Annotated in this window: 18 protein-coding genes; 13 read left to right on the top strand and 5 right to left on the bottom strand. The window is 68.1% G+C overall.

Annotated features, from left to right (window positions below):
- The first annotated feature begins 56 nt into the window (after window positions 1-56).
- The 11 genes from BQ8008_RS01495 (at window position 57) to BQ8008_RS01445 (ending at window position 12428) form a co-directional block, all read left to right on the top strand.
- Window positions 57-1055: a sugar phosphate isomerase/epimerase family protein gene (locus BQ8008_RS01495; protein WP_108832497.1), complete on the top strand. Its 999-nt coding sequence runs from the start codon at window positions 57-59 to the stop codon at window positions 1053-1055.
- 153 nt (window positions 1056-1208) lie between these two features.
- Window positions 1209-2045, top strand: coding sequence for a sulfite exporter TauE/SafE family protein (locus tag BQ8008_RS01490; RefSeq protein ID WP_108832496.1), 837 nt, complete (start codon window positions 1209-1211; stop codon window positions 2043-2045).
- A 162-nt stretch (window positions 2046-2207) separates the two neighbouring features.
- A complete protein-coding gene (locus tag BQ8008_RS01485) occupies window positions 2208-2687 on the top strand; it encodes a hypothetical protein (protein ID WP_108832495.1) in 480 nt (159 codons plus the stop codon).
- A gap of 84 nt (window positions 2688-2771) precedes the next feature.
- Window positions 2772-3761 carry a PepSY domain-containing protein gene (locus tag BQ8008_RS01480; protein ID WP_234415174.1) on the top strand — a complete coding sequence of 330 codons (990 nt, stop codon included), beginning with the start codon at window positions 2772-2774 and terminating at the stop codon, window positions 3759-3761.
- A 162-nt stretch (window positions 3762-3923) separates the two neighbouring features.
- Window positions 3924-5978 carry a phosphate acetyltransferase gene (gene pta / locus BQ8008_RS01475; RefSeq protein WP_108832493.1) on the top strand — a complete coding sequence of 685 codons (2055 nt, stop codon included), beginning with the start codon at window positions 3924-3926 and terminating at the stop codon, window positions 5976-5978.
- Window positions 5979-6110: 132 nt separating this feature from the next.
- Window positions 6111-7295, top strand: a complete 1185-nt coding sequence (locus BQ8008_RS01470) for an acetate/propionate family kinase (protein WP_108832492.1) — start codon at window positions 6111-6113, stop codon at window positions 7293-7295.
- Between the two features lie 186 nt (window positions 7296-7481).
- The gene (locus tag BQ8008_RS01465; protein WP_234415173.1) at window positions 7482-8621 is read left to right on the top strand and encodes an ATP-binding cassette domain-containing protein; all 1140 of its coding nucleotides are present in this window, start codon (window positions 7482-7484) and stop codon (window positions 8619-8621) included.
- Complete coding sequence (locus BQ8008_RS01460; RefSeq protein WP_108832490.1) at window positions 8618-9478, top strand: ABC transporter permease; 861 nt, start codon at window positions 8618-8620, stop codon at window positions 9476-9478. The genes BQ8008_RS01465 and BQ8008_RS01460 overlap by 4 nt, the downstream gene beginning before the upstream one ends.
- A gap of 41 nt (window positions 9479-9519) precedes the next feature.
- Window positions 9520-10353, top strand: coding sequence for an ABC transporter permease (locus BQ8008_RS01455; RefSeq protein ID WP_234415172.1), 834 nt, complete (start codon window positions 9520-9522; stop codon window positions 10351-10353).
- Between the two features lie 33 nt (window positions 10354-10386).
- Window positions 10387-11715, top strand: coding sequence for a sensor histidine kinase (locus BQ8008_RS01450; RefSeq protein ID WP_108832488.1), 1329 nt, complete (start codon window positions 10387-10389; stop codon window positions 11713-11715).
- Entirely contained in the window at window positions 11712-12428 is a 717-nt protein-coding gene (locus BQ8008_RS01445; protein ID WP_108832487.1) for a response regulator transcription factor, read from the top strand. The genes BQ8008_RS01450 and BQ8008_RS01445 overlap by 4 nt, the downstream gene beginning before the upstream one ends.
- A gap of 88 nt (window positions 12429-12516) precedes the next feature.
- Here BQ8008_RS01445 and BQ8008_RS01440 read toward each other — a convergent pair whose 3' ends face one another.
- On the bottom strand, window positions 12517-13014 hold the full coding sequence (locus BQ8008_RS01440; RefSeq protein WP_108832486.1) for a GtrA family protein: 498 nt from the start codon (window positions 13012-13014) through the stop codon (window positions 12517-12519).
- 108 nt (window positions 13015-13122) lie between these two features.
- A complete protein-coding gene (locus BQ8008_RS01435) occupies window positions 13123-13683 on the bottom strand; it encodes a ribonuclease H family protein (RefSeq protein WP_108832485.1) in 561 nt (186 codons plus the stop codon).
- Between the two features lie 133 nt (window positions 13684-13816).
- On the opposite strand from BQ8008_RS01435, the gene BQ8008_RS01430 reads away from it, so the two are divergent.
- The gene (locus tag BQ8008_RS01430; RefSeq protein WP_108832484.1) at window positions 13817-15535 is read left to right on the top strand and encodes a sodium:solute symporter family protein; all 1719 of its coding nucleotides are present in this window, start codon (window positions 13817-13819) and stop codon (window positions 15533-15535) included.
- Between the two features lie 30 nt (window positions 15536-15565).
- Complete coding sequence (locus BQ8008_RS01425; RefSeq protein WP_108832483.1) at window positions 15566-15796, top strand: hypothetical protein; 231 nt, start codon at window positions 15566-15568, stop codon at window positions 15794-15796.
- 168 nt (window positions 15797-15964) lie between these two features.
- Here BQ8008_RS01425 and BQ8008_RS01420 read toward each other — a convergent pair whose 3' ends face one another.
- The 3 genes from BQ8008_RS01420 to BQ8008_RS01410 form a co-directional block, all read right to left on the bottom strand.
- Window positions 15965-16891, bottom strand: a complete 927-nt coding sequence (locus BQ8008_RS01420; protein ID WP_108832482.1) for a GRP family sugar transporter — start codon at window positions 16889-16891, stop codon at window positions 15965-15967.
- A gap of 108 nt (window positions 16892-16999) precedes the next feature.
- Window positions 17000-17266 carry an HPr family phosphocarrier protein gene (locus BQ8008_RS01415; RefSeq protein ID WP_108832481.1) on the bottom strand — a complete coding sequence of 89 codons (267 nt, stop codon included), beginning with the start codon at window positions 17264-17266 and terminating at the stop codon, window positions 17000-17002.
- Between the two features lie 176 nt (window positions 17267-17442).
- Complete coding sequence (locus BQ8008_RS01410; RefSeq protein ID WP_108832480.1) at window positions 17443-18576, bottom strand: GuaB3 family IMP dehydrogenase-related protein; 1134 nt, start codon at window positions 18574-18576, stop codon at window positions 17443-17445.
- Window positions 18577-18610: the final 34 nt, after the last annotated feature.

Below are 18610 nucleotides of genomic sequence, written 5' to 3'. Positions count from 1 at the left end.
ACCCGCCCCACCGAGACAACCCGCTCAGACAGACAAGACACACAAGGAGACCTCTCATGCCACTGACCTACGGCGCCTACACCGCCTGCCTCCAGGACCGTTCCCTGCCCGAGGCCCTCGATGTCCTCAAGGACGCAGGGCTCACCGGGGCGGAGGTCAATGTCGGAGGATTCATCCCCTCCCCGCACTGCCCCGTCGACGCGCTCCTGACCTCATCCACCGCCCGCGACGAGTACCTGGGCCTCTTCGAGGACAAGGGGATGCGGCTGTCCGGCCTCAACACCTCGGGCAACCCCACCTCCCCCCTGCCCAACGAGGGCCTCAAGCACGCCGAGGACATCCGGGCGGCCATCCGCCTGGCGGGCCTGCTCGGCGTCAAGGAGATCGTCACCATGTCCGGCACCCCCGGCACCGACCCGAGCGCGAGGTACCCCACCTGGGTCGTCAACCCGTGGAACGGGATCGACATGGAGATCCTGGACTACCAGTGGAGCGTCGTCGTGCCCTTCTTCAAGGAGATCGACGCCCTGGCCCGCGACAACGACGTCCAGGTGTGCCTCGAGCTGCACCCGCGCAACCTGGTCTTCAACGTCCCCTCCTTCGAGAGACTCATTGAGGAGACCGGGGCGACCAACATCAAGGTCAACATGGACCCCTCCCACCTGTTCTGGCAGCAGATGGACCCGATCGCGGCCACCAAGCGCCTGGGCCCCCTCGTGGGACACGTCCACGCCAAGGACACCAAGATCTTCCCCGGCGCCGCCTATCGCGGGGTCCTGGACACCGACTTCGGCCATGTCCCCGCTGAGGCCGAGGGCAAGGTCCCGGTGGCCTACGGATACTGGTGCAACGCCTGGCCCGAGGACCCGGCCTGGCGATTCGTGGCCTTCGGCCTGGGGCACGACGTCGACTACTGGGCGCGGTTCCTGACCGCCATCACCGAGATCGACCCGGAGATGAACGTCAACATCGAGCACGAGGACGCCGAGTACGGCAACGTCGAGGGTCTCCAGATCTCAGCGCGCAACCTGCTGGAGGCCGCCGCCAGACTCTGAGCCGGCTCCGACAACCGACATCGCGCCGACGGCGAGGATCCCTGCCCACCCGGTCCTCGCCGTCGGCGCCCGTCCGTTAGACTGAGTAAAAGTCCTGACAAAGTCCGTTCCTGCTCGCTCCACTCACCCTTCTCACCGCCGAGAGGCCGGCCTGTGCTTCCCACCCTGACCGCCACCGCCTGGATCCTGCTCATGGTCGTGGCAGCCTTGTGCGGCATCGCCAAGACCGCCCTGCCCGGGGCGGCCACGATCGCCGTCGCCCTGTGCACCATGGCACTGCCGGCCAAGGAGTCCACCGGCGCCATCCTGCTCATGCTCATGACCGGTGACCTGCTGGCCGTGTGGAGCTACCGCCGAGACGCCGACTTCCACATGCTGCGCAGACTCGTCCCGGCGGTCCTGGCGGGAGTCGGCGCCGGTGCCCTGTTCCTGCACCTGGCCTCCAATGACTCCACCAGGCGCCTCATCGGCGCCGTCCTGCTGCTCCTGGTCGCCATCACCCTGCTTCAGCGGCGCGCGGCAGGCAGAGGCAGGCCCGACGACGCCCCCGCGACACGGATCCAGGTCGAGCCCACTCCGAGCCCGGTGCCCCTGGAGGCGACCACGGTCCCCGGGGCACCTACGACGCCCGTGGCCGGCAGCAGGCTCGCCCGCCTGGTCTACGGCAGCCTCGCCGGATTCACCACGATGGTCGCCAACGCCGGTGGACCGGTGACCTCCATGTACTTCCTGGCCTGTCGCTATCCGGTCAAGGCCTTCCTGGGAACGACGGCCTGGTTCTTCTTCCTGGTCAACCTCGTCAAGCTGCCATTCTCACTGTCGGCCGGCCTGGTCAACACCACCACATTGTCGCTGACCGCGATCTGCGCACCGATCGTCGTCGGCGCCGCGCTGGCGGGGCGGCGGCTTGCCGAGCACATGGACCAGCGGGTCTTCGAGCCGATCATCATCGTGCTGACCATCGTCTCCGCACTGCCCCTACTGCGGTAGCCACCAGGAGGGCCCATACCTGGCGACTCACTATTTCTCCGGCACGCAGAACCGGCACCTACTAGCGATTATTTCCCTCAAGACAGCCTGTCTGACATCACATCATCGCCTTACGCTGGAGCGTTGACGCGATTTATCCTGACCGTTACCGTATTCATCAGTATGAAGAGTGCGGCCGGTATTGATTATGTTGACGTTTCACCAGGCGGAGATGCCGGCGACGTCGACGACGTTTCCGCACCCGCCGCCTCATCCGCCCCTGGACTCGCAACCTCCCGTGACACCTCCGGAAACGAGAGCCCCAACGCTCCCGAGGCCCTGGATGCTCCTGAAGACCCTCCTGAGTCCACCCCGGAGACAGCCGCGCTGGTCAGCGCCGACGTCCACGCGGTCACGCTGGGACTGTGGGCCTCGGGACTCAGGTGCATCATCGTCTACGCCCTGGCTCCTGCTGTCGGTCCCCTCGGCCCTCTGGCCGTCGGAGCAGCCCTGGTCATCCAGGTGGTGGGTGCAGCTGTGAGCGTCAGCGGCGCCCGCTCTCTGTGGGTGCAGCACCACCGCGGCCGCCGTGCCTACGCTCTCATTGCGACGCTGACCTGCCTGTGTACCCTCGTGGCCTTGCTGGCCCCCGCCGGGTTCTAGCCCTCCAGCCTCATCATGCACCCCGCGGCCGGCCCCCTCCCCACCCCACCCTCCTGGACCCCACCCTCCTGGACCTCCCGGGCGATGACGCTCACGCACCGGTGGATGTCGGTGATGGCCGGGGTGCTTCTGCTGACCGTCACTCTCAGCGGCGCCCTCCTACCGCACCAGGGCGAGATCATGCGTTCATTGAGTCCGGCCGCGTACTCCCGCAGCGCCGGCCCCGAGCGGCTCTCACTACCCCAGGCCATCGCGACGATCGAGAGCCATCACCCAGACGAGACCGCGGCCTCCGCCACCTGGATCAACGATGTCATCGAGGTCCGGACCCGGCAGTCGGCCTACACGGTCGACCCCTCCACCGGAGACGAGATCGGCCGGGTCGCCGCTCCCCCGTCCTGGCTCGCCACCCTGGACAACCTCCACCGCTGTCTCCTGTCCTGCCAGGGCCCCGGCCATGTCCGCTGGATGTCCCAGGAGGTCCCCCGCACCCGCTGGCTGGCGGAGCAGGGACTCACCGTCGGCGACGTCGTTGTTGGAACCGTGGGCATAGTGCTGCTGGCCCTCACTGTGAGCGCGCTGAGGGTGTGGTGGCCGCTGCAGCGCTACCGACGAACCGTCTTGTCCGCCCGCTGGCGCACGACGCGCCTGTCGAGGGACACCGACCTGCTCAAGGCGGCGGGCCTGGTTCTGCTTCCCCTGCTGTTCCTGTGGGGCTACTACGCCACTGCCCTCGATCCTCACCCCACCCGGCAGGCGTCCACCGCCTCCACCGCGGGAGCCGAGACGCCGGCTGCGCAGGCCGGCACCTCACAGGAGCAGGACAGGGTCCAGGACATCGGTCCGCACCGCGCTGTGGCAGCGGCCCAGGAGACACGTCCGGGCAAACCAGTCGCCCTGTTCCTCCCCGAGCCGGGGAATCCGACGTCGACCTACACGGTCTGGCTCTCCCAGAATGCGTCCAGCCCCTACAGCCGAGCCCTCGGCAGCGTCGCGGTGAGCGTCGACCCCGGCACCGGGCGGACCACGGTCCCACCCACGCCCTACCGGGATCCGCGCGCTCGAGCCGATTAGGTCCCGCAGCAGCCGTTGCATGTGCCCGTTCCCACATCACAAGACAGCCTGAGTCCGGGCCTTTGGTCGCAGACGACCCGTAGGTAGGGGCACAATCGGACCCGTACGGCACCGGAATGAGCCGGCGCCCCTGACTCCAAGACAACGCGAGAAGGACCCAACGTGGCGCGCAGTATCTACATCGCCTCACCCAATGCCGGAACCGGGAAGTCAACGGTGGCCCTCGGGCTGGTCTCCTGCCTGACGAAGGTAGTTGCCAAGGTCGGCGTCTTCCGCCCCTTCGTGGAGAGCCGTGAGGGCGACGCCTTCCTCAGTCTCCTGCTGGCCCGTGCCGGCTCCACCACGCCCGCCGAGCAGTGCGTCGGCGCGACCTGGGACGAGTTCCACACCGACCCCGAGGAGGCCCTGGCCCGCATCGTCGACGCCTACCGGGCCCTGGCGCGCGAGCACGACGTCGTCATCATCGACGGCTCGGACTTCACCGACGTCGCCGGCAACCCCGAGCTGGCCCTCAACGCACGGGTCGCCGCCAACATCGGCGTTCCGATCCTGCTGGTGGTCTCCGGGCAGTACGACCCCGAGGACGTCGTCGGTTCCGTGGAGGTCTCCATGGCAGAGATCGCCGACAACCACGCCCGCACCGTCGCGGCGGTGGCCAACAAGTGCCGCCCGGACACCCGCCAGGCCGTCGCCGACGCGCTGGCGGCCGTCGAGGGCATCACCTCCACCACGCTGCCCGAGGTGCCTCTCCTGGCCGCCCCAGCGGTGCATGAGGTGCTGGACGCCGTCGAGGGCACACTCATCGCCGGCGACGAGACCCTGCTGGACCGCGAGGCCGAGTCCGTCCTCGTGTGCGCCATGGACGTCTCCCACGTCCTGGAGCGCCTGACCGCCGGCCAGGTCGCCATTGTGCCGGCCGACCGGTCCGCCATGCTCATCTCGCTCATGGCGGCCCAGGCATCCTCCAGCTTCCCGATCCTGTCCGGCCTCATCCTCAACGGGGGCTTCGAGGTGGCGCCCCACGCGCTGCGCCTCCTGGAGGGTCTGGACGTCAATATCCCGGTCATCACCTCCCCGCTGGATACCTTCACCGCCGCCTCGAGGGCCGGCTCCCTGCAGGGCCTGCTCGCCCACGGCTCCGAGCGCAAGATCGACGTGGCCGTGACCACCTTCGAGCATGAGGCCGACGTCGACGCCCTTCTGTCCGCACTGGAGGTCGAGCCCTCCGAGGTCGTCACTCCGATCATGTTCCAGGCCGAGCTGGTGGAGCGCTCGCGCACCGACCGCAGGACGATCGTCCTGCCCGAGCCCGACGACGACCGGGTCCTGCGGGCCGCCGACGCCATCCTGCGCCGGGGCATCGCCGACCTGGTGCTGCTGGGTGACGAGACCACCGTGCGCGCCCGCGCCACCGAGCTGGGTCTGGACATCGCCGCCGCCCGGGTCATCTCCACCAGGGACCCCGAGCTGCTGGAGAAGTACGCTGAGGAGTTCGCCCGCCTGCGCGCCAAGAAGGGCGTCACCCTGGAGCAGGCCCGGGAGAAGGTCCAGGACGTGTCCTACTTCGGCACGATGATGGTCCACATGGGCGACGCCGACGGCATGGTCTCGGGTGCGGCTCACACCACCGCCCACACGATCGTCCCCTCCTTCCAGATCATCAAGACCAAGCCGGGGACCTCGATCGTCTCCTCCGTCTTCCTCATGCTCCTGGAGGACCGGGTGCTCGTCTACGGTGACTGCGCCGTCAACCCCGAGCCCAACGCCGCCGAGCTGGCCGACATCGCCATCTCCTCGGCCGCCACGGCCCGCCAGTTCGGCGTCGAGCCGCGCGTGGCGATGCTGTCCTTCTCCACCGGGACCTCCGGAAAGGGTGCGGACGTCGACAAGGTCCGCGAGGCCACCGAGCTGGTGCGGTCCAAGGAGCCCGACCTCGCCGTCGAGGGCCCCATCCAGTACGACGCCGCCATCGACCCGACCGTGGCCGCCAAGAAGGCCCCCGATTCTCTCGTGGCCGGACGGGCCAACGTCTTCATCTTCCCGGACCTGTCCAGCGGCAACATCGGTTACAAGGCGGTCCAGCGCTCCTCTGGCGCCATCGCCATCGGCCCCGTCCTCCAGGGCCTCAACAAGCCGGTCAACGACCTCTCGCGCGGCGCCCTGGTGGAGGACATCATCAACACCGTCGCCATCACCGCCGTCCAGGCCCAGGGCTGAGGTTCTCACCGGCCCGGGGCCGGGACCAGCTGCCAGTTCGCTCTCTGGTCCCGGCCCCGCGCCGCCGGATCCCGGTCAGTCCTTGCCAGCCATCCCCGCAGTCCGTCCCATACCGTTCTTGAAAGGCACCCCGTGACTCAGCGCACCGTCCTCGTTATCAACTCCGGCTCCTCCTCCATCAAGTACCAGCTGGTCGACCCCGACTCCGGAGCCTCGCTCGCCTCCGGCCTGGTGGAGCGCATCGGCGAGGAGACCGGTGCCATCACGCACAAGCACGGCGAGGAGCGCACCGAGATCACCGAGCCGGTCCCCGACCACGGCTTCGGCCTGGCCGAGGTGCTGCGCCTGTTCGAGGAGCAGGGCCCCTCGCTGGCCGACGCCCACATCGTGGCCGTGGGTCACCGCGTCGTCCAGGGCGGGCACTACTTCTCCGGTCCGGCCCTCATCGACGACGAGATCGTGACCCGCATCGAGCAGCTCGTGCCGCTGGGCCCGCTGCACAACCCCGCCCACCTCAAGGGCATCGAGGTGGGACGCCGCCTGCTGTCCGACGTGCCGCACGTGGCCGTGTTCGACACCGCCTTCTTCCAGGACCTGCCCGAGGAGGCCGCTCGCTACGCCCTGAACCGCGAGGTGGCCGACACCTACTCCATCCGCCGTTACGGCGCCCACGGCACCAGCCACCAGTTCGTCTCCGGGGCGGTCTCCGAGTTCCTGGGGCGCGACGACCTCAAGCAGATCGTCCTGCACCTGGGCAATGGGGCCTCGGCCTCGGCGGTCGTGGCCGGGCACGCCGTGGACACCTCCATGGGACTGACCCCGCTGGAGGGCCTGGTCATGGGCGGGCGCACCGGTGACATCGACCCGGCCGCCGTCTTCCACCTGGCGCGCGTGGCGGGCATGTCGATCGAGGAGATCGACCACCTGTTCAACCGCAGCTCGGGAATGAAGGGGCTGGCTGGCGACAACGACATGCGCGAGGTGTGGAAGCGCATCGGCGCCGGCGAGCAGGAGGCCCGTGAGGCCATGGACATCTACCTGCACCGCCTTGTGAAGTACGTGGGCGCCTACACCGCCGTCATGGGTGGCCTGGACGCGCTGACCTTCACCGCCGGTATCGGCGAGAACGACGCGAACCTGCGCCGCGAGCTGTGCGAGCGCCTGGTCTACATGGGTGTGGAGATCGACCCCGCGCTCAACGAGACCCGCTCCGACGAGCCGCGCGTCATCTCCACACCGGGCTCAAAGGTCACGGTGCTCGTGGTCCCCACCAACGAGGAGCTCGCCATCGCGCGACAGTCGCTCACCCTCATCTAAGGACCTCTCAAGCCCCTGGGAGAGCCCGCCGTCGAGCCTTCGAGTGACGGGACAGACCAGGAGAATACCGCGCGGTGCCGCAGCCACCCGACCAGGGAACGGCTGCGGCACCGCGTTCGCCCCCCGAGGGGGACAAATAGGCTGAAGTTGGTGCGCCCATAATATTTTAAGCGCTTACATGGTTTCATGAGCATCGCACCCCTGACTGCCTCGCTGAGCTCCCCGATGACAGCCACGGCGCCTGCACCTCCCACCATCTCCTTCCCCGATCAGGACATCACGACCGGTCGCCCTGTCGCCAGTCCCGTCTCGGACCCCGCACCCTCCTCCCCTACCAGCCCGCGCCTCGTCGCCCCCACCGTTGCCGAGGCCTTCCCGGCCCCGGTCGGAGAGCTCGCGGTGGCCACCGACGGCCTGACCCGCTCCTACAACGGCGTCAACGTCGTCGACGGGGTGAACCTGCGAGTACCCGCCGGCGGTATCTACGGGCTCCTGGGACCCAACGGAGCCGGCAAGTCCACCACCATGAAGCTCCTGCTGGGACTGGCCCGCCCGACGTCGGGACACATAAGTGTCCTGGGACGTGCGGTCAGCTCCCGCCGGCCTCTGCCCCCGGGAGCGATCGGATCCCTCATCGAGGGCCCCTCCTACTACCCGACCCTGACCGGCCGGGAGAACCTCGTCATGGTGGCCTCCTACCTGGGACTCTCGTCCAACCGCATCGAGCACGCTCTGGCCACCGTCGACCTGGACGGGCAGGAGGGCAGGCAGGTCAGGCACTACTCAACGAGCCTGAAGCAGCGGCTCGGACTGGCCATGGCGCTCCTGGCGGACTCTCCTCTCCTGCTGCTGGACGAGCCCACCAAGGGGCTCGACCCGGTCGACGTGGCCGAGATCCGCCAGCTCATCATGACCCTCTCCCGCCAGGAGGGGGTAACGATCATGGTCTCCTCTCCCACCCTGTCCGAGATCGAGCAGCTGGCCGACACTGTTGGCATCATCTGTGCCGGGCGCCTGCGCTACCAGGGCACTCTGTCCGGCCTGCACGACGACGGTGTCATCGAGATGACCGTCTCCGCCCCCACGGCCGTCTCCACCCTTCTGACCTCCCTCGGGGTGCCGCATGAGGTCCACGACGCCGTGGTGCGCACGGCGATGATGCCCGACGACGACGTCGGCGATCTCATCACCAGCATCGTCACCTCGGGCACGACCGTCTACCGCGTCCAGACCGTGCGCAAGACCCTGGAGCAGGCCTTCCTCGAACTGACCGACCCCGTCCTTACCGCTCAGCCGGCGGCCACGTCCCGGGGCATAGCCCGATGAGCACTCCGCCGAGTGCCGCTGGCACCGCATCCGACTCGCTCGCGGAGCCGACGCTGCTGTCCGCCTCATGGGTTCGGCATGCGCGGACAACCGTGATCCTCGAGCTGGGCAAACTGCGTCGCAGGCACTACTGGCTCCTGGCTGCGAGCGCGTCCGCCCTGTGCCTGCTCTGGAGCAGTATGCGCGTGGCCTCCCGGGTCACGGGCCCCGCCAAGGCGCACGACACTACCCTCGCGCTCGATGAGCTCCTCCAGGTCATCACTGTCCTCATGCCGGTTGTGACGGCACTACTGGCCTCGCGCATCGTTACCGCGGACACCGAGGAGCGGATGGGACAGTTGATGACGGCACTGGGGCAGAGGCCTCTCACCCGGTACAGGGGCAAGCTCGTCATTGTCTTTCTCACGGCGAGTGCGATGGAGACCGCCGTCCTGGTGCTGCTCGCCGCTGCGGCCGCCCCTCTGGGCCTGACCGTGACCACCTCCTACTGGAGAGCACTCCCACCCGCACTTGTGGTGATGGCGTGCTCGGCACTGGCCGTCGCCTCGGTCCAGCTCATGCTGTCCATGTGCTTCGACAGGCAGGCCATCGGCCTGGGGACAGCGGCCGTCGGCGGCCTGATCGCCGGGAGCCTGCCCCACGCCTACCTCGGGTCCTTCACCTGGCTGCTGCCCTGGGGAATCATTCCCTCCGCCACCCCCATCGACACAGTAGCCTCCTACGCGTCCATACATGCCACCGGCGACATGACGCTGGCTACTCAGCCGTGGATCCTGGCGGTGTTCGCCGCGCTGGCCGCCACAGGGTGGACCGTCATCGCCCATACCGCTATTGTCCATAGGGTGAATTACCGATGAGCAGCGCCGCATCATCCACGTTCTCAGCCCCAAGGCACGCCATGTCTTCATCCCTCACCACTCCTGGCCCCCCGACGACGCCAACCTCTACCGACGACCTCACGGCAAGAACGCCGTCGGCGGCACGCCGTCGTCGCCCCCTGGTACGCGACGCCTGGTACTGGGAGAACCGTAAGGCCCCCAACCGCTGGTACTGGGGTGCTGTCACCGTCCTGTGCGCCCTGGCGTCCCTGTCCGGTTACCTGCAGTACAGGACCTACCGAGACGAGTTCCAGGCGCTGGGCGCCACCTGGGACATCATCTGGCCCCAGTCCACGCTCCTGCTCTCGATGCTGATCCTTCCCCTGGCTTTGAGCGGCTTCGCGGCGCAGATCGCCGCCGGTGAGCATCAGGGACGCAACTGGCAGCGGATGAGCGCCGATCACGTGGAGAGCGCCATCATTGCGGGCAAGCTGCTCCACGGGCTGCAGGTGGCGGTGACGACCACCGCGATCCTGATCCTGACCGTTGCTCTCACCGGTCTTGTCGCCGGCTTCCATCTGCCGGGCCTGGCCGCCTACCTGCCCCGGTTCGGCGCCGTGGCGCTGGGGATGTGGGTCATCCTCACCTTCGTCACCTGGCTAGGCACGATCATGAGGTCCTTCGCCAGCACGATGACCACTGCGCTCCTGGGAGCGGTCGCTGGGACGGCGATGCTCCTGGTGGCCCAGCCGCTGAGCATCCTCAATCCCATGACCGCATTGACCCGGGCGACCGCGTCACTGAACCCCGAGGCCATGACCTCACCGAGCTCGGCCGCCACCGACGGCCTCATCTGTCTGGCATGGGTAGCAGTCCTCGCCCTTGTTCTGCTGCGGACGGTGAGACGGTGGTGAGTCGACGGTGAGAGTGACAGTGAGACGCCAGCCATGAGCAGCACGTCCATCGAACAGCTTCCCGAGGCCGGGCCCAGGGTCCCGCGCACGCGCCTGGACCGCATCGCCGAGTGGTACCGATCCAGCCCCGTGGGGACATGGGGCATGGTTGTCATCAACGCCGTGCTCCAGGGCGCCGGCATCGTGCTCGCCTTTTCTCTCGGCTTCAACGTCCCCATGATCAAGTTCGTGCTCACCGCGGTGACCGGCCTGTCCCTGATCTGGCGACGGCGCTGGCCTCTGGGGATCGTCATCGTCAACAACGTGGCCCTCATGATCAAGATGATCAAGAGCGACTCCGCAGAGTTCCTCCTGCCGCTACTGGTGGCGGTCTACACCCTGATCGCCATCGCGAGCGTCCGACAGCGGCTCCTGGGCATTGCCGCCACCATCGCCTTCATGTTCATCCCCTATCTCGCGTCGATCAACGGACCACTGCCGGGGCTCATGAAGGAGAGGGTGCCGCTGTCGGACTTCATGCAGGAGGCCGGGTTTCTCATTGTCGTCGTCACCGTGGCGTCGATCACCCGGTCACGTCGGGAGTCCCTGGAGCACGGGGACGCCCAGCTCGCCTCCCACACGGCTGAGCAGCAGCTCGTAGTGCAACGCGATGCCGCCCGGTACCAGGCCCGAGTGGCCGCCGAGCTCCACGACTCCGTGGGCCACTCCCTCACCGCGATCATCGCCCTGTCCGAGGGGCTCCACGGCGCCAGCGGCATCCCGGATGTCGACGAGGCCATCGACCTGGTCAACTCCTTGGCCCGCGACGGCCTGGCCGATACGAGGAACGCGGTCGCCTCGTTGCAGTCCTCACCCGCCATCCTCGACGACTTCGGTTCCGGCGCCTTGACCAGTTCGCGCCCGATGATCGCCACGGGCGCACGCGGCTGGGACCAGCTGGAGGACCTGCTGACCACGGTACGGGCGACCGGCATCAGTGCGGCCCTCACCGAGACCGGTCGACGCCCCAGAGACACCGCCGTGGGCCGGGCACTCGGGGAACTCGTCTACATCGTCGTCCGGGAGGCCCTCACCAACGTCATGCGGCACGCCGAGGGCGCCACGCGCGTCGTCGTCTCCCTGGACCACACCGGCTCATCCACCCGGATCACCGTGTCCGACGACGGACACGTCACGATCCATGCCGACTCCTCGCAGGACTCCCACGAGCTGTCCACCGGTCACGGACTGACCAACCTGGCCTCCGTGATCCACGAGCGCGGCGGTGCGCTTGACGTCGGCCCCAGCATCGCCCCGGGATCCGGCGGCTGGGTGCTGCGCGCCGTCGTCCCGGTCTACATTCCGGATCTGGAGAAAGCATGACCCCTGCCTCCCTCCCGTCCTGCCCACTCCCCCTGGAGCGTCCTACCCCGATCACAGTCATGATCGTCGATGACCAGAGGGCCACCCGCATGGGCCTGTCCCTTATCATCAACCGGGCCGATGACCTCAAGGTCGTGGCCGAGGCCGCCCATGGCCAGGACGCTCTTGATCAGCTCGCCGAGCTGTTTCAGGAGCGGCGGTCGCTTCCCGACGTCATCCTCATGGACGTGCGCATGCCCGTCCTCAACGGGATCGACGCCACGGCACGCATCACCCAGCTCTACCCCTCGATCCGAACCCTGGTGCTGACCACCTACGACCAGGACGAGTTCGCCTTCGGAGCGCTCTCCGCGGGCGCCTCGGGCTTTTTGCTCAAGGACACCCGCACACCCCAGCTCCACCAGGCGCTGCGGGCGGTCAACTCCGGGGACGCGATCCTCACTCCGCGCATCACCCGCGAGCTGCTCAACCGCCACATGCTCAGCCCCGTCTCACCCCAGCAGCACGCGGCACAACGACGCCTCGAACGTCTTAGCCCCCGTGAGCGCGAGGTGGCCGAGCTGGTGGCCGAGGGACTGACGAATGCGGAGATCGCCCAAAGACTCGTCCTGGCCCCGGACTCGGTCAAGAAGAACGTCACCCGGATCCTGACCAAGCTGGACCTGCGCGACCGGGTCCAGCTCGTCATCCTCATGCGCGACGCTCAGTCCTGACCCCGCGTCGTCCACCCTCCCCTCACTGCCGGCGCACACGGCCCCGCCCTCGGTCTCCGTTGACGAAGGGCGGGGCCATAAGGGGGCGTCAGACCGCCGCCACCATCGCGGGCGCCAGTGCGGGCTGTTGCGTCCGAGCCCGGTAGACGAGGCGGGACTGGGCCAGGTAGCTGACGATGAAGAGCGTGGAGTCCACCAGCATCTTGGCCAGCCACAGGGGCGCCCCGGCGCCGGTGAGGACCGCAATGCCGGCGTACGAGGTCGCCGCAACCCCGCCCTGGACGGCTGCGTAGCCGCCGGCGGAGCGCCAGAAGGTCTCCGGGGAGGCGCGGAACAGGCGCCGGTTGAGCAGGAAGCCCAGGTTGCAGGAGACGATCCGGGCCCCGGCGATGGCGTAGAGCACCGATCCGGTCAGCGAGTTGAGGATGAGGACCAGGACGTAGTCGACCGTCCAGCCAGTGAAGGACACGGCGGCGAAGAGGAAGACCGTCGGGACGCGGCGGCGCATACGGGCCAGCTGGTCCAGGATGGTGGGCTGGGAGGCAGGGAGGGTGGCCAGTGCGGGGAGAGCGGGGCTCGTCGTCATGGCTTCAGCCTCTCCTGAGGCCTTATGCCGCCTGTTTGAAGCGCCTGTGCCGTTCCTGTGAGAGCCGGTTGTTGGGATTCTGCGGACGTGCCGCCCCGAATTCCCGCCTCAGAACAGGGCGTCGGTCTGCGGTCCGGTCGCAGGAGCGCCCGACGACGGCGAGTCGGAGGACTGCGCCATCCCCTGTGTTTGGCCGCCCCGGGTCCAGCCCGGTCCCGCGGGCACCGGGCGGCCCTGCTGGAAGGCGGTGGCCGCGCCGCGGGCCCGGGAGTCGGCGGCCTCGTTCATGGGGTGGCCGACATGCCCGCGCACCCACTCGAAGCGCACTGTGCGGCCCGTGAGCGCGGCGTCGAGATCTTTGACGAGATCGGCGTTGAGGACGGGCTTGCCATCGGCCTTGCGCCAGCCGCGCTTCTTCCAGCCGTGGCGCCACTTGGTCAGGGAGTTGATGACGTACTGGGAGTCGCACTGGATGAGGAGCTCCTCGCCGGCGAGGCCGGCGGCCTCGGTGGCTCTCAGGAGCTCGAGGACGGCGGTGAGCTCGCCGCGGTTGTTGGTCGAGCTCTCCCAGCCGCCGGCCGCCCAGCAGTCATCATCCACGTACCAGGCCCAGCCGGCCGGTCCCGGGTTGCCCAGGGAGGAGCCGTCGGCAGCAGCAGTGATCGTCATAAGGGCACTCTACCCAGCGACGCCGGCGGCCCCGGACAGGCGCAACCTCCCTTGCCCGTATCATCGCCGTGCTAATCTGCCCGACAGCAAGGATGGTCTTGCTCACTGAAACAAATTCCTGAGAGGTACACCGATGTCCTCCACGCTGCACGCCCTGTCAGCCTCGTCAGCGTCATCCGGCACACTCATTGCCGCACGCTGGTACGACTACATCCCTATCGCGATCTACTTCGCCTTCGTCATCGGCGTCGGACTCATCGCCCGGTCCAAGGCCGCCACGGCCGACGGCTTCCTCACCTCGGGTCGGTCCCTGCCGGCCTGGGTGACCGGTATCGCCTTCGTCTCGGCGAACCTCGGTGCCGTCGAGATCATGGGAATGTCCGCCAACGGCGCCGAGTACGGCATGCCGACCTTCCACTACTTCTGGATCGGCGCGGTCCCGGCCATGATCTTCCTGGGGCTAGTCATGATGCCCTTCTACTACGGCTCCAAGGTGCGCTCAGTGCCCGAGTTCATGCTCAAGCGCTACGGCACCGCCGCGCACCTGGTCAACGCGATCAGCTTCGCCCTGGCCCAGCTGCTCATCGCCGGTATCAACCTGTACCTGCTGGGCAAGATCATGAATTGGCTGCTGGGCTGGCCCCTGTGGGTGGGACTCATCGTGGCCGCCGTCATCGTCTTCTCCTACATCACCATGGGAGGACTCTCCGCGGCGATCTACAACGAGGTCCTCCAGTTCTTCGTCATTGTGGCGGCGCTGCTGCCCCTGACCCTCATCGGCCTGCACCGCGTGGGCGGCTGGCACGGTCTGACCGACAAGATCACCGACGCCGCCACCAAGATCGGAGCCGACCCGGCTCAGCAGCTGCACTCCTGGCCCGGCAACTCGATCTCCGGCTTCGACTCCAACATCATGTCGGTGATCGGCCTGGTCTTCGGCCTGGGCTTCGTGCTGTCCTTCGGCTACTGGACGACGAACTTCGTCGAGGTGCAGCGGGCCATGGCCTCGGACTCGATCTCCTCGGCCCAGTCGACCCCGATCATCGGCACCTTCGTCAAGATGTTCGTGCCCTTCCTCGTCATCGTCCCGGGCATGGTCGCCGGCGTCATGGTCACGGAGGTCCAGCAGCTCAAGTCCGGGGCCAACACGAGCTACCAGTACAACGACGCGGTCCTCTACCTCATGCGCGACCTGCTGCCCAACGGTCTGCTGGGTCTGGCGATCACGGGTCTGCTGGCCTCCTTCATGGCGGGTATGGCGGCGAATATCTCCGCCTTCAACACCGTATGGGGCGTGGACATCTACCAGCACTACCTCAAGAAGGACGCCGATGACGCCCACTACCTCAAGGTCGGCAAGCTTTCGACCCTGACGGCCTCCGTGGTCGCGATCTTCACCGCGGTCATCGCCGCGAGCTACCCCAACCTCATGGACTATCTCCAGATACTGTTCTCGATGTTCAACGCGCCGCTGTTCGCGACCTTCATCATCGGGATGTTCTGGAAGCGGGCCACCTCGCAGGCCGGTTGGATCGGCCTCGTCGGCGGAACCCTGGGTTCCCTGGCGGTCAACATCCTCGTCAAGTACGAGTTCCTGGTCCTGCCGGGGCAGGGCGGCGCCTTCCTCGCGGCGGGAGTGGCATTCACGGTCGACGTCGTCATCACGGTGCTGGTCTCCCTGGTCACTGAGCCGAAGCCCGACTCTGAGCTCAAGGGCTTCGTCTACGCCCTGACCCCCAAGAGCGAGCGCACCGACCCGCACCTGCACGAACTGCCCTGGTACCGCCGTCCGATCCCGCTGGGGATCATCGCCGGGGCCCTGGTCATCACGCTCAACTGCATCTTCCACTAGACCCGCTCGGACACACGAAGGAGAACACTCATGAGCAATCGTTCACTCACGGACATCCGGGCGGTCATCACCGGTGCTCTAGGGCTCATCGGCCTCTACCTGGTGGTGTGCTCGGTCCTGTTCAACAGCGCCGAGGAGATGAGCAAGACCGGCGGCATCAACGCCAACCTGTGGTCGGGCCTGGGCCTGCTGTCCATCGCAGCGGGTATGGGCCTGTGGTGGTGGATCAAGCCGAACCCCTCCGGTGGCGAGCAGGACTGAGTCCGGCTGAGTCAGCATCAGGACCCCTGGGTCGAACCCGATCGACGGCGTCGCCGCAGCCCCCACTGCGGCGACGCCGTCGTCGCCGCACCTTGCGGTTCACGCACCGCCCCGGGGGCTCAGAATCCGCGCCGTGAAGTACGCATTCCCGGGGGCAGAGGCTCCGCATCACACGGCTTCAGGCACTTTCCCCGGCACGGTCTGGCGCGAGGGGCTCATGCCCGCGTCCATGCTGGTTGCCGTGCCCATCAGGACCAGCCCGACGACGGCCGCCACGATCCCGACGGCAACCACCGCACGTTCCCGGCCGGTGCGCTTCTCTCCCAGGATGGTCAGGCCTCCGACGGTGGCCAGGACGAAGCCGAGCTGGGAGAGGGTGAAGCCGGAGGCCACGCCCACGGCCGCCGTTGAGCGCAGCATGAGAACGTTGCCGATCGCCCACAGCCCGCCGGCAAGCAGCGCCGGTGCGATCCGTGGGCCCCGCAGGGATGCGCGCCGCGGCAGGATAAGGGCGCACAGGATCGCACCGGCCAGCAGCCCCAGTCCCATGGGGCCGACGGCGTGGGCCGAGGGCACGTGAACGGCGCGCAGCAGCGATGGGTAGGAGCCGTAGAGGACGGCGGAGGCGGCAGTGGCCAGCAGGCCGTCGCGCCGCTGGGCGGCCGTGGGGCCCGGCCCGGTGCGCTCCTGCCAGGAGCAACCAGCGGCGCCGAGCATGATGAGCGCGAGCGCCCCTGCTCCCAGGGCGAGGGAGCCAGGAGCGCGCCACTCGCCGAAGAGGCTCACGCCCAGGGTGGCGTTGAGCAGGAGCTGGAGGGCAGTGGTCAGTGGCATGGTGCGGCTGACACCCCAGGCGCGAAAGGCCCGTAGGACGAAGACCTGACCACCGGTCCACATGAGCCCGCAGGCCGCGCCCCACATGGTGGCACTCAGGGACCAGGGCGCGCCGAGAAGGGCGGCGCATCCTAGCGAGACGGCTCCAGCCCCCACCATGACCGCGGTGTTCTGACGGCGGGTGTCGGTGGGGAAGGCCCCGAGCAGAAGTGACAGTGCCCCGAACAGCAGGGAGGGCACGAGGGCGACAGCGATATCCACAGTGATGTCCGTGAGTGATGTCCGTGCTGGTTTCTCATTCTCACGAGCGCCTCAACACGAACGGGGCGCGCCCCGCAGTGGAGCGCGCCCCGTCGGCTGGGCCTGTTCTCAGGCGTCCAGGTCGGTCTCCAGGAGCACCTTGAGCTCCTCGAGGGCGGCGTCGGCGCCGTCGGCGTCGGAGGCCAGGGTGACGACGTCACCGAAGCCGGCGCCCAGGGTCATCACACCGAGGATGGAAGAGGCGTCAACCGCAGCGCCGCCCTCCTTGGCAATGGTGACCGGGATGCCCTTCTCGGCGACGGCCTTGACGAAGGTGGCGGCGGGACGGGCGTGCAGACCGACCTTGGAAGCGATAGTGGCGGTGACCTGGGCCATATGAAGCTCCTTGTGACATGTGGGGGCTAACGGCGCGAGGACCGGATCATGCCCCCGCATTGGTGTGAGCAGCGCGATGACTGCGTCCCGGCCGAGACTACCCGAGATCACGGCTCAGTTGCACTGTTCCGAGCCTCAAAAAGGCTGTTGTACGTGGCGGGGCTCACTCATGACACTCAGGAACCTGCAGAGCCTGCATAGGGGGACAGGACGACCTCGACCCGCTGGAGCTCCTTGACGTCGGCATAGCCGGTAGTGGCCAGGGTTCGGCGCAGGGCGCCCATGATGTTGAGGGTGCCGTCGGCGCGGTCGGAGGGCCCGTTGAGGATCTCGGCCATGGAGCCGACTGTGCCCACGTAGCTGCGGAAGCCCCGCGGCAGGCTCTCATGGCGGGCCTCGGCGCCCCAGTGGTAACCGCCTCCGGGAGCCTCCTCGGCGCGGGCGAGAGCGGCACCGAGCATGACGGCGTCGGCGCCGCAGGCGATGGCCTTGACGACGTCGCCGGAGTTGCCCACTGAGCCGTCGGCGATGACGTGGACGTAGCGGCCGCCGGACTCGTCGAGGTAGTCGCGGCGGGCGCCGGCGACATCGGCCACGGCGGTGGCCATGGGCATGTGCAGGCCCAGGACCTGACGCACCGAGGATGAGGCGCCGCCGCCCTGTCCCACGAGGACCCCGGCAGCGCCGGTGCGCATGAGATGGAGGGCGGCGGTGTAGGTGGTCACCCCGCCGACGACGACGGGCACGTCGAGCTCGTAGATGAACCGCTTGAGGTTGAGGGGCTCGACGGCTCCGGAGACGTGCTCGGCCGACACGACGGAGCCGCGGATGACCATGAGGTCCACGCCCGCCTCGACCACGGTGCGCCAGTGCCGCTGGGTCTGGGCAGGACTGAGGCGCCCGGCGACGACGACGCCGGAGGCACGGATCTGGGTCAACCGCTCGGTGATGAGCTCGGGCCTGACAGGGGCGCGGTAGACCTCCTGCAGGACGCTCGTGGCCTGGGACGGGGCGGCCCGACGGATGCGCTCGAGGGCATCGGTGGGATCCTCGTAGCGGGTCCACAGCCCCTCCAGGTCCAGCACACCGATCCCACCCAGGCGTCCCACCATGATGGCCGTCTCGGGGCTCATCACCGAGTCCATGGGTGAGGCCATGACCGGCAGGTCCACGTGATAGGCGTCGATCTGCCAGCCCACGCGCACCTCGGAGGTGTCACGAGTGCGGCGCGCCGGCACCAAGGCGATGTCGTCGAAGGAGTAAGCGCGCAGAGCGCGCTTGGAGCGTCCGATCTCGACCTCTGTGCTCATGTCCCGATCCTAGTGGGCCCGGCCGATATCTACC

This window comes from Actinomyces sp. Marseille-P3109, from assembly GCF_900323545.1.
GTDB lineage: Bacteria > Actinomycetota > Actinomycetes > Actinomycetales > Actinomycetaceae > Actinomyces.
The sequence above is the reverse complement of the archived record's forward strand: the minus strand, read 5'-3'. Positions and strand labels throughout refer to the sequence as shown.

Coding starts and splice junctions, on each gene's coding strand:
- BQ8008_RS01495 (WP_108832497.1), top strand. CDS start 57: ATGCCACTGACCTACGGCGCCTACACCGCCTGCCTCCAGGACCGTTCC.
- BQ8008_RS01485 (WP_108832495.1), top strand. CDS start 2,208: ATGAAGAGTGCGGCCGGTATTGATTATGTTGACGTTTCACCAGGCGGA.
- BQ8008_RS01480 (WP_234415174.1), top strand. CDS start 2,772: ATGACGCTCACGCACCGGTGGATGTCGGTGATGGCCGGGGTGCTTCTG.
- BQ8008_RS01465 (WP_234415173.1), top strand. CDS start 7,482: ATGAGCATCGCACCCCTGACTGCCTCGCTGAGCTCCCCGATGACAGCC.
- BQ8008_RS01460 (WP_108832490.1), top strand. CDS start 8,618: ATGAGCACTCCGCCGAGTGCCGCTGGCACCGCATCCGACTCGCTCGCG.
- BQ8008_RS01455 (WP_234415172.1), top strand. CDS start 9,520: ATGTCTTCATCCCTCACCACTCCTGGCCCCCCGACGACGCCAACCTCT.
- BQ8008_RS01450 (WP_108832488.1), top strand. CDS start 10,387: ATGAGCAGCACGTCCATCGAACAGCTTCCCGAGGCCGGGCCCAGGGTC.
- BQ8008_RS01445 (WP_108832487.1), top strand. CDS start 11,712: ATGACCCCTGCCTCCCTCCCGTCCTGCCCACTCCCCCTGGAGCGTCCT.
- BQ8008_RS01440 (WP_108832486.1), bottom strand. CDS start 13,014: ATGACGACGAGCCCCGCTCTCCCCGCACTGGCCACCCTCCCTGCCTCC.
- BQ8008_RS01435 (WP_108832485.1), bottom strand. CDS start 13,683: ATGACGATCACTGCTGCTGCCGACGGCTCCTCCCTGGGCAACCCGGGA.
- BQ8008_RS01430 (WP_108832484.1), top strand. CDS start 13,817: ATGTCCTCCACGCTGCACGCCCTGTCAGCCTCGTCAGCGTCATCCGGC.
- BQ8008_RS01425 (WP_108832483.1), top strand. CDS start 15,566: ATGAGCAATCGTTCACTCACGGACATCCGGGCGGTCATCACCGGTGCT.
- BQ8008_RS01415 (WP_108832481.1), bottom strand. CDS start 17,266: ATGGCCCAGGTCACCGCCACTATCGCTTCCAAGGTCGGTCTGCACGCC.
- BQ8008_RS01410 (WP_108832480.1), bottom strand. CDS start 18,576: ATGAGCACAGAGGTCGAGATCGGACGCTCCAAGCGCGCTCTGCGCGCT.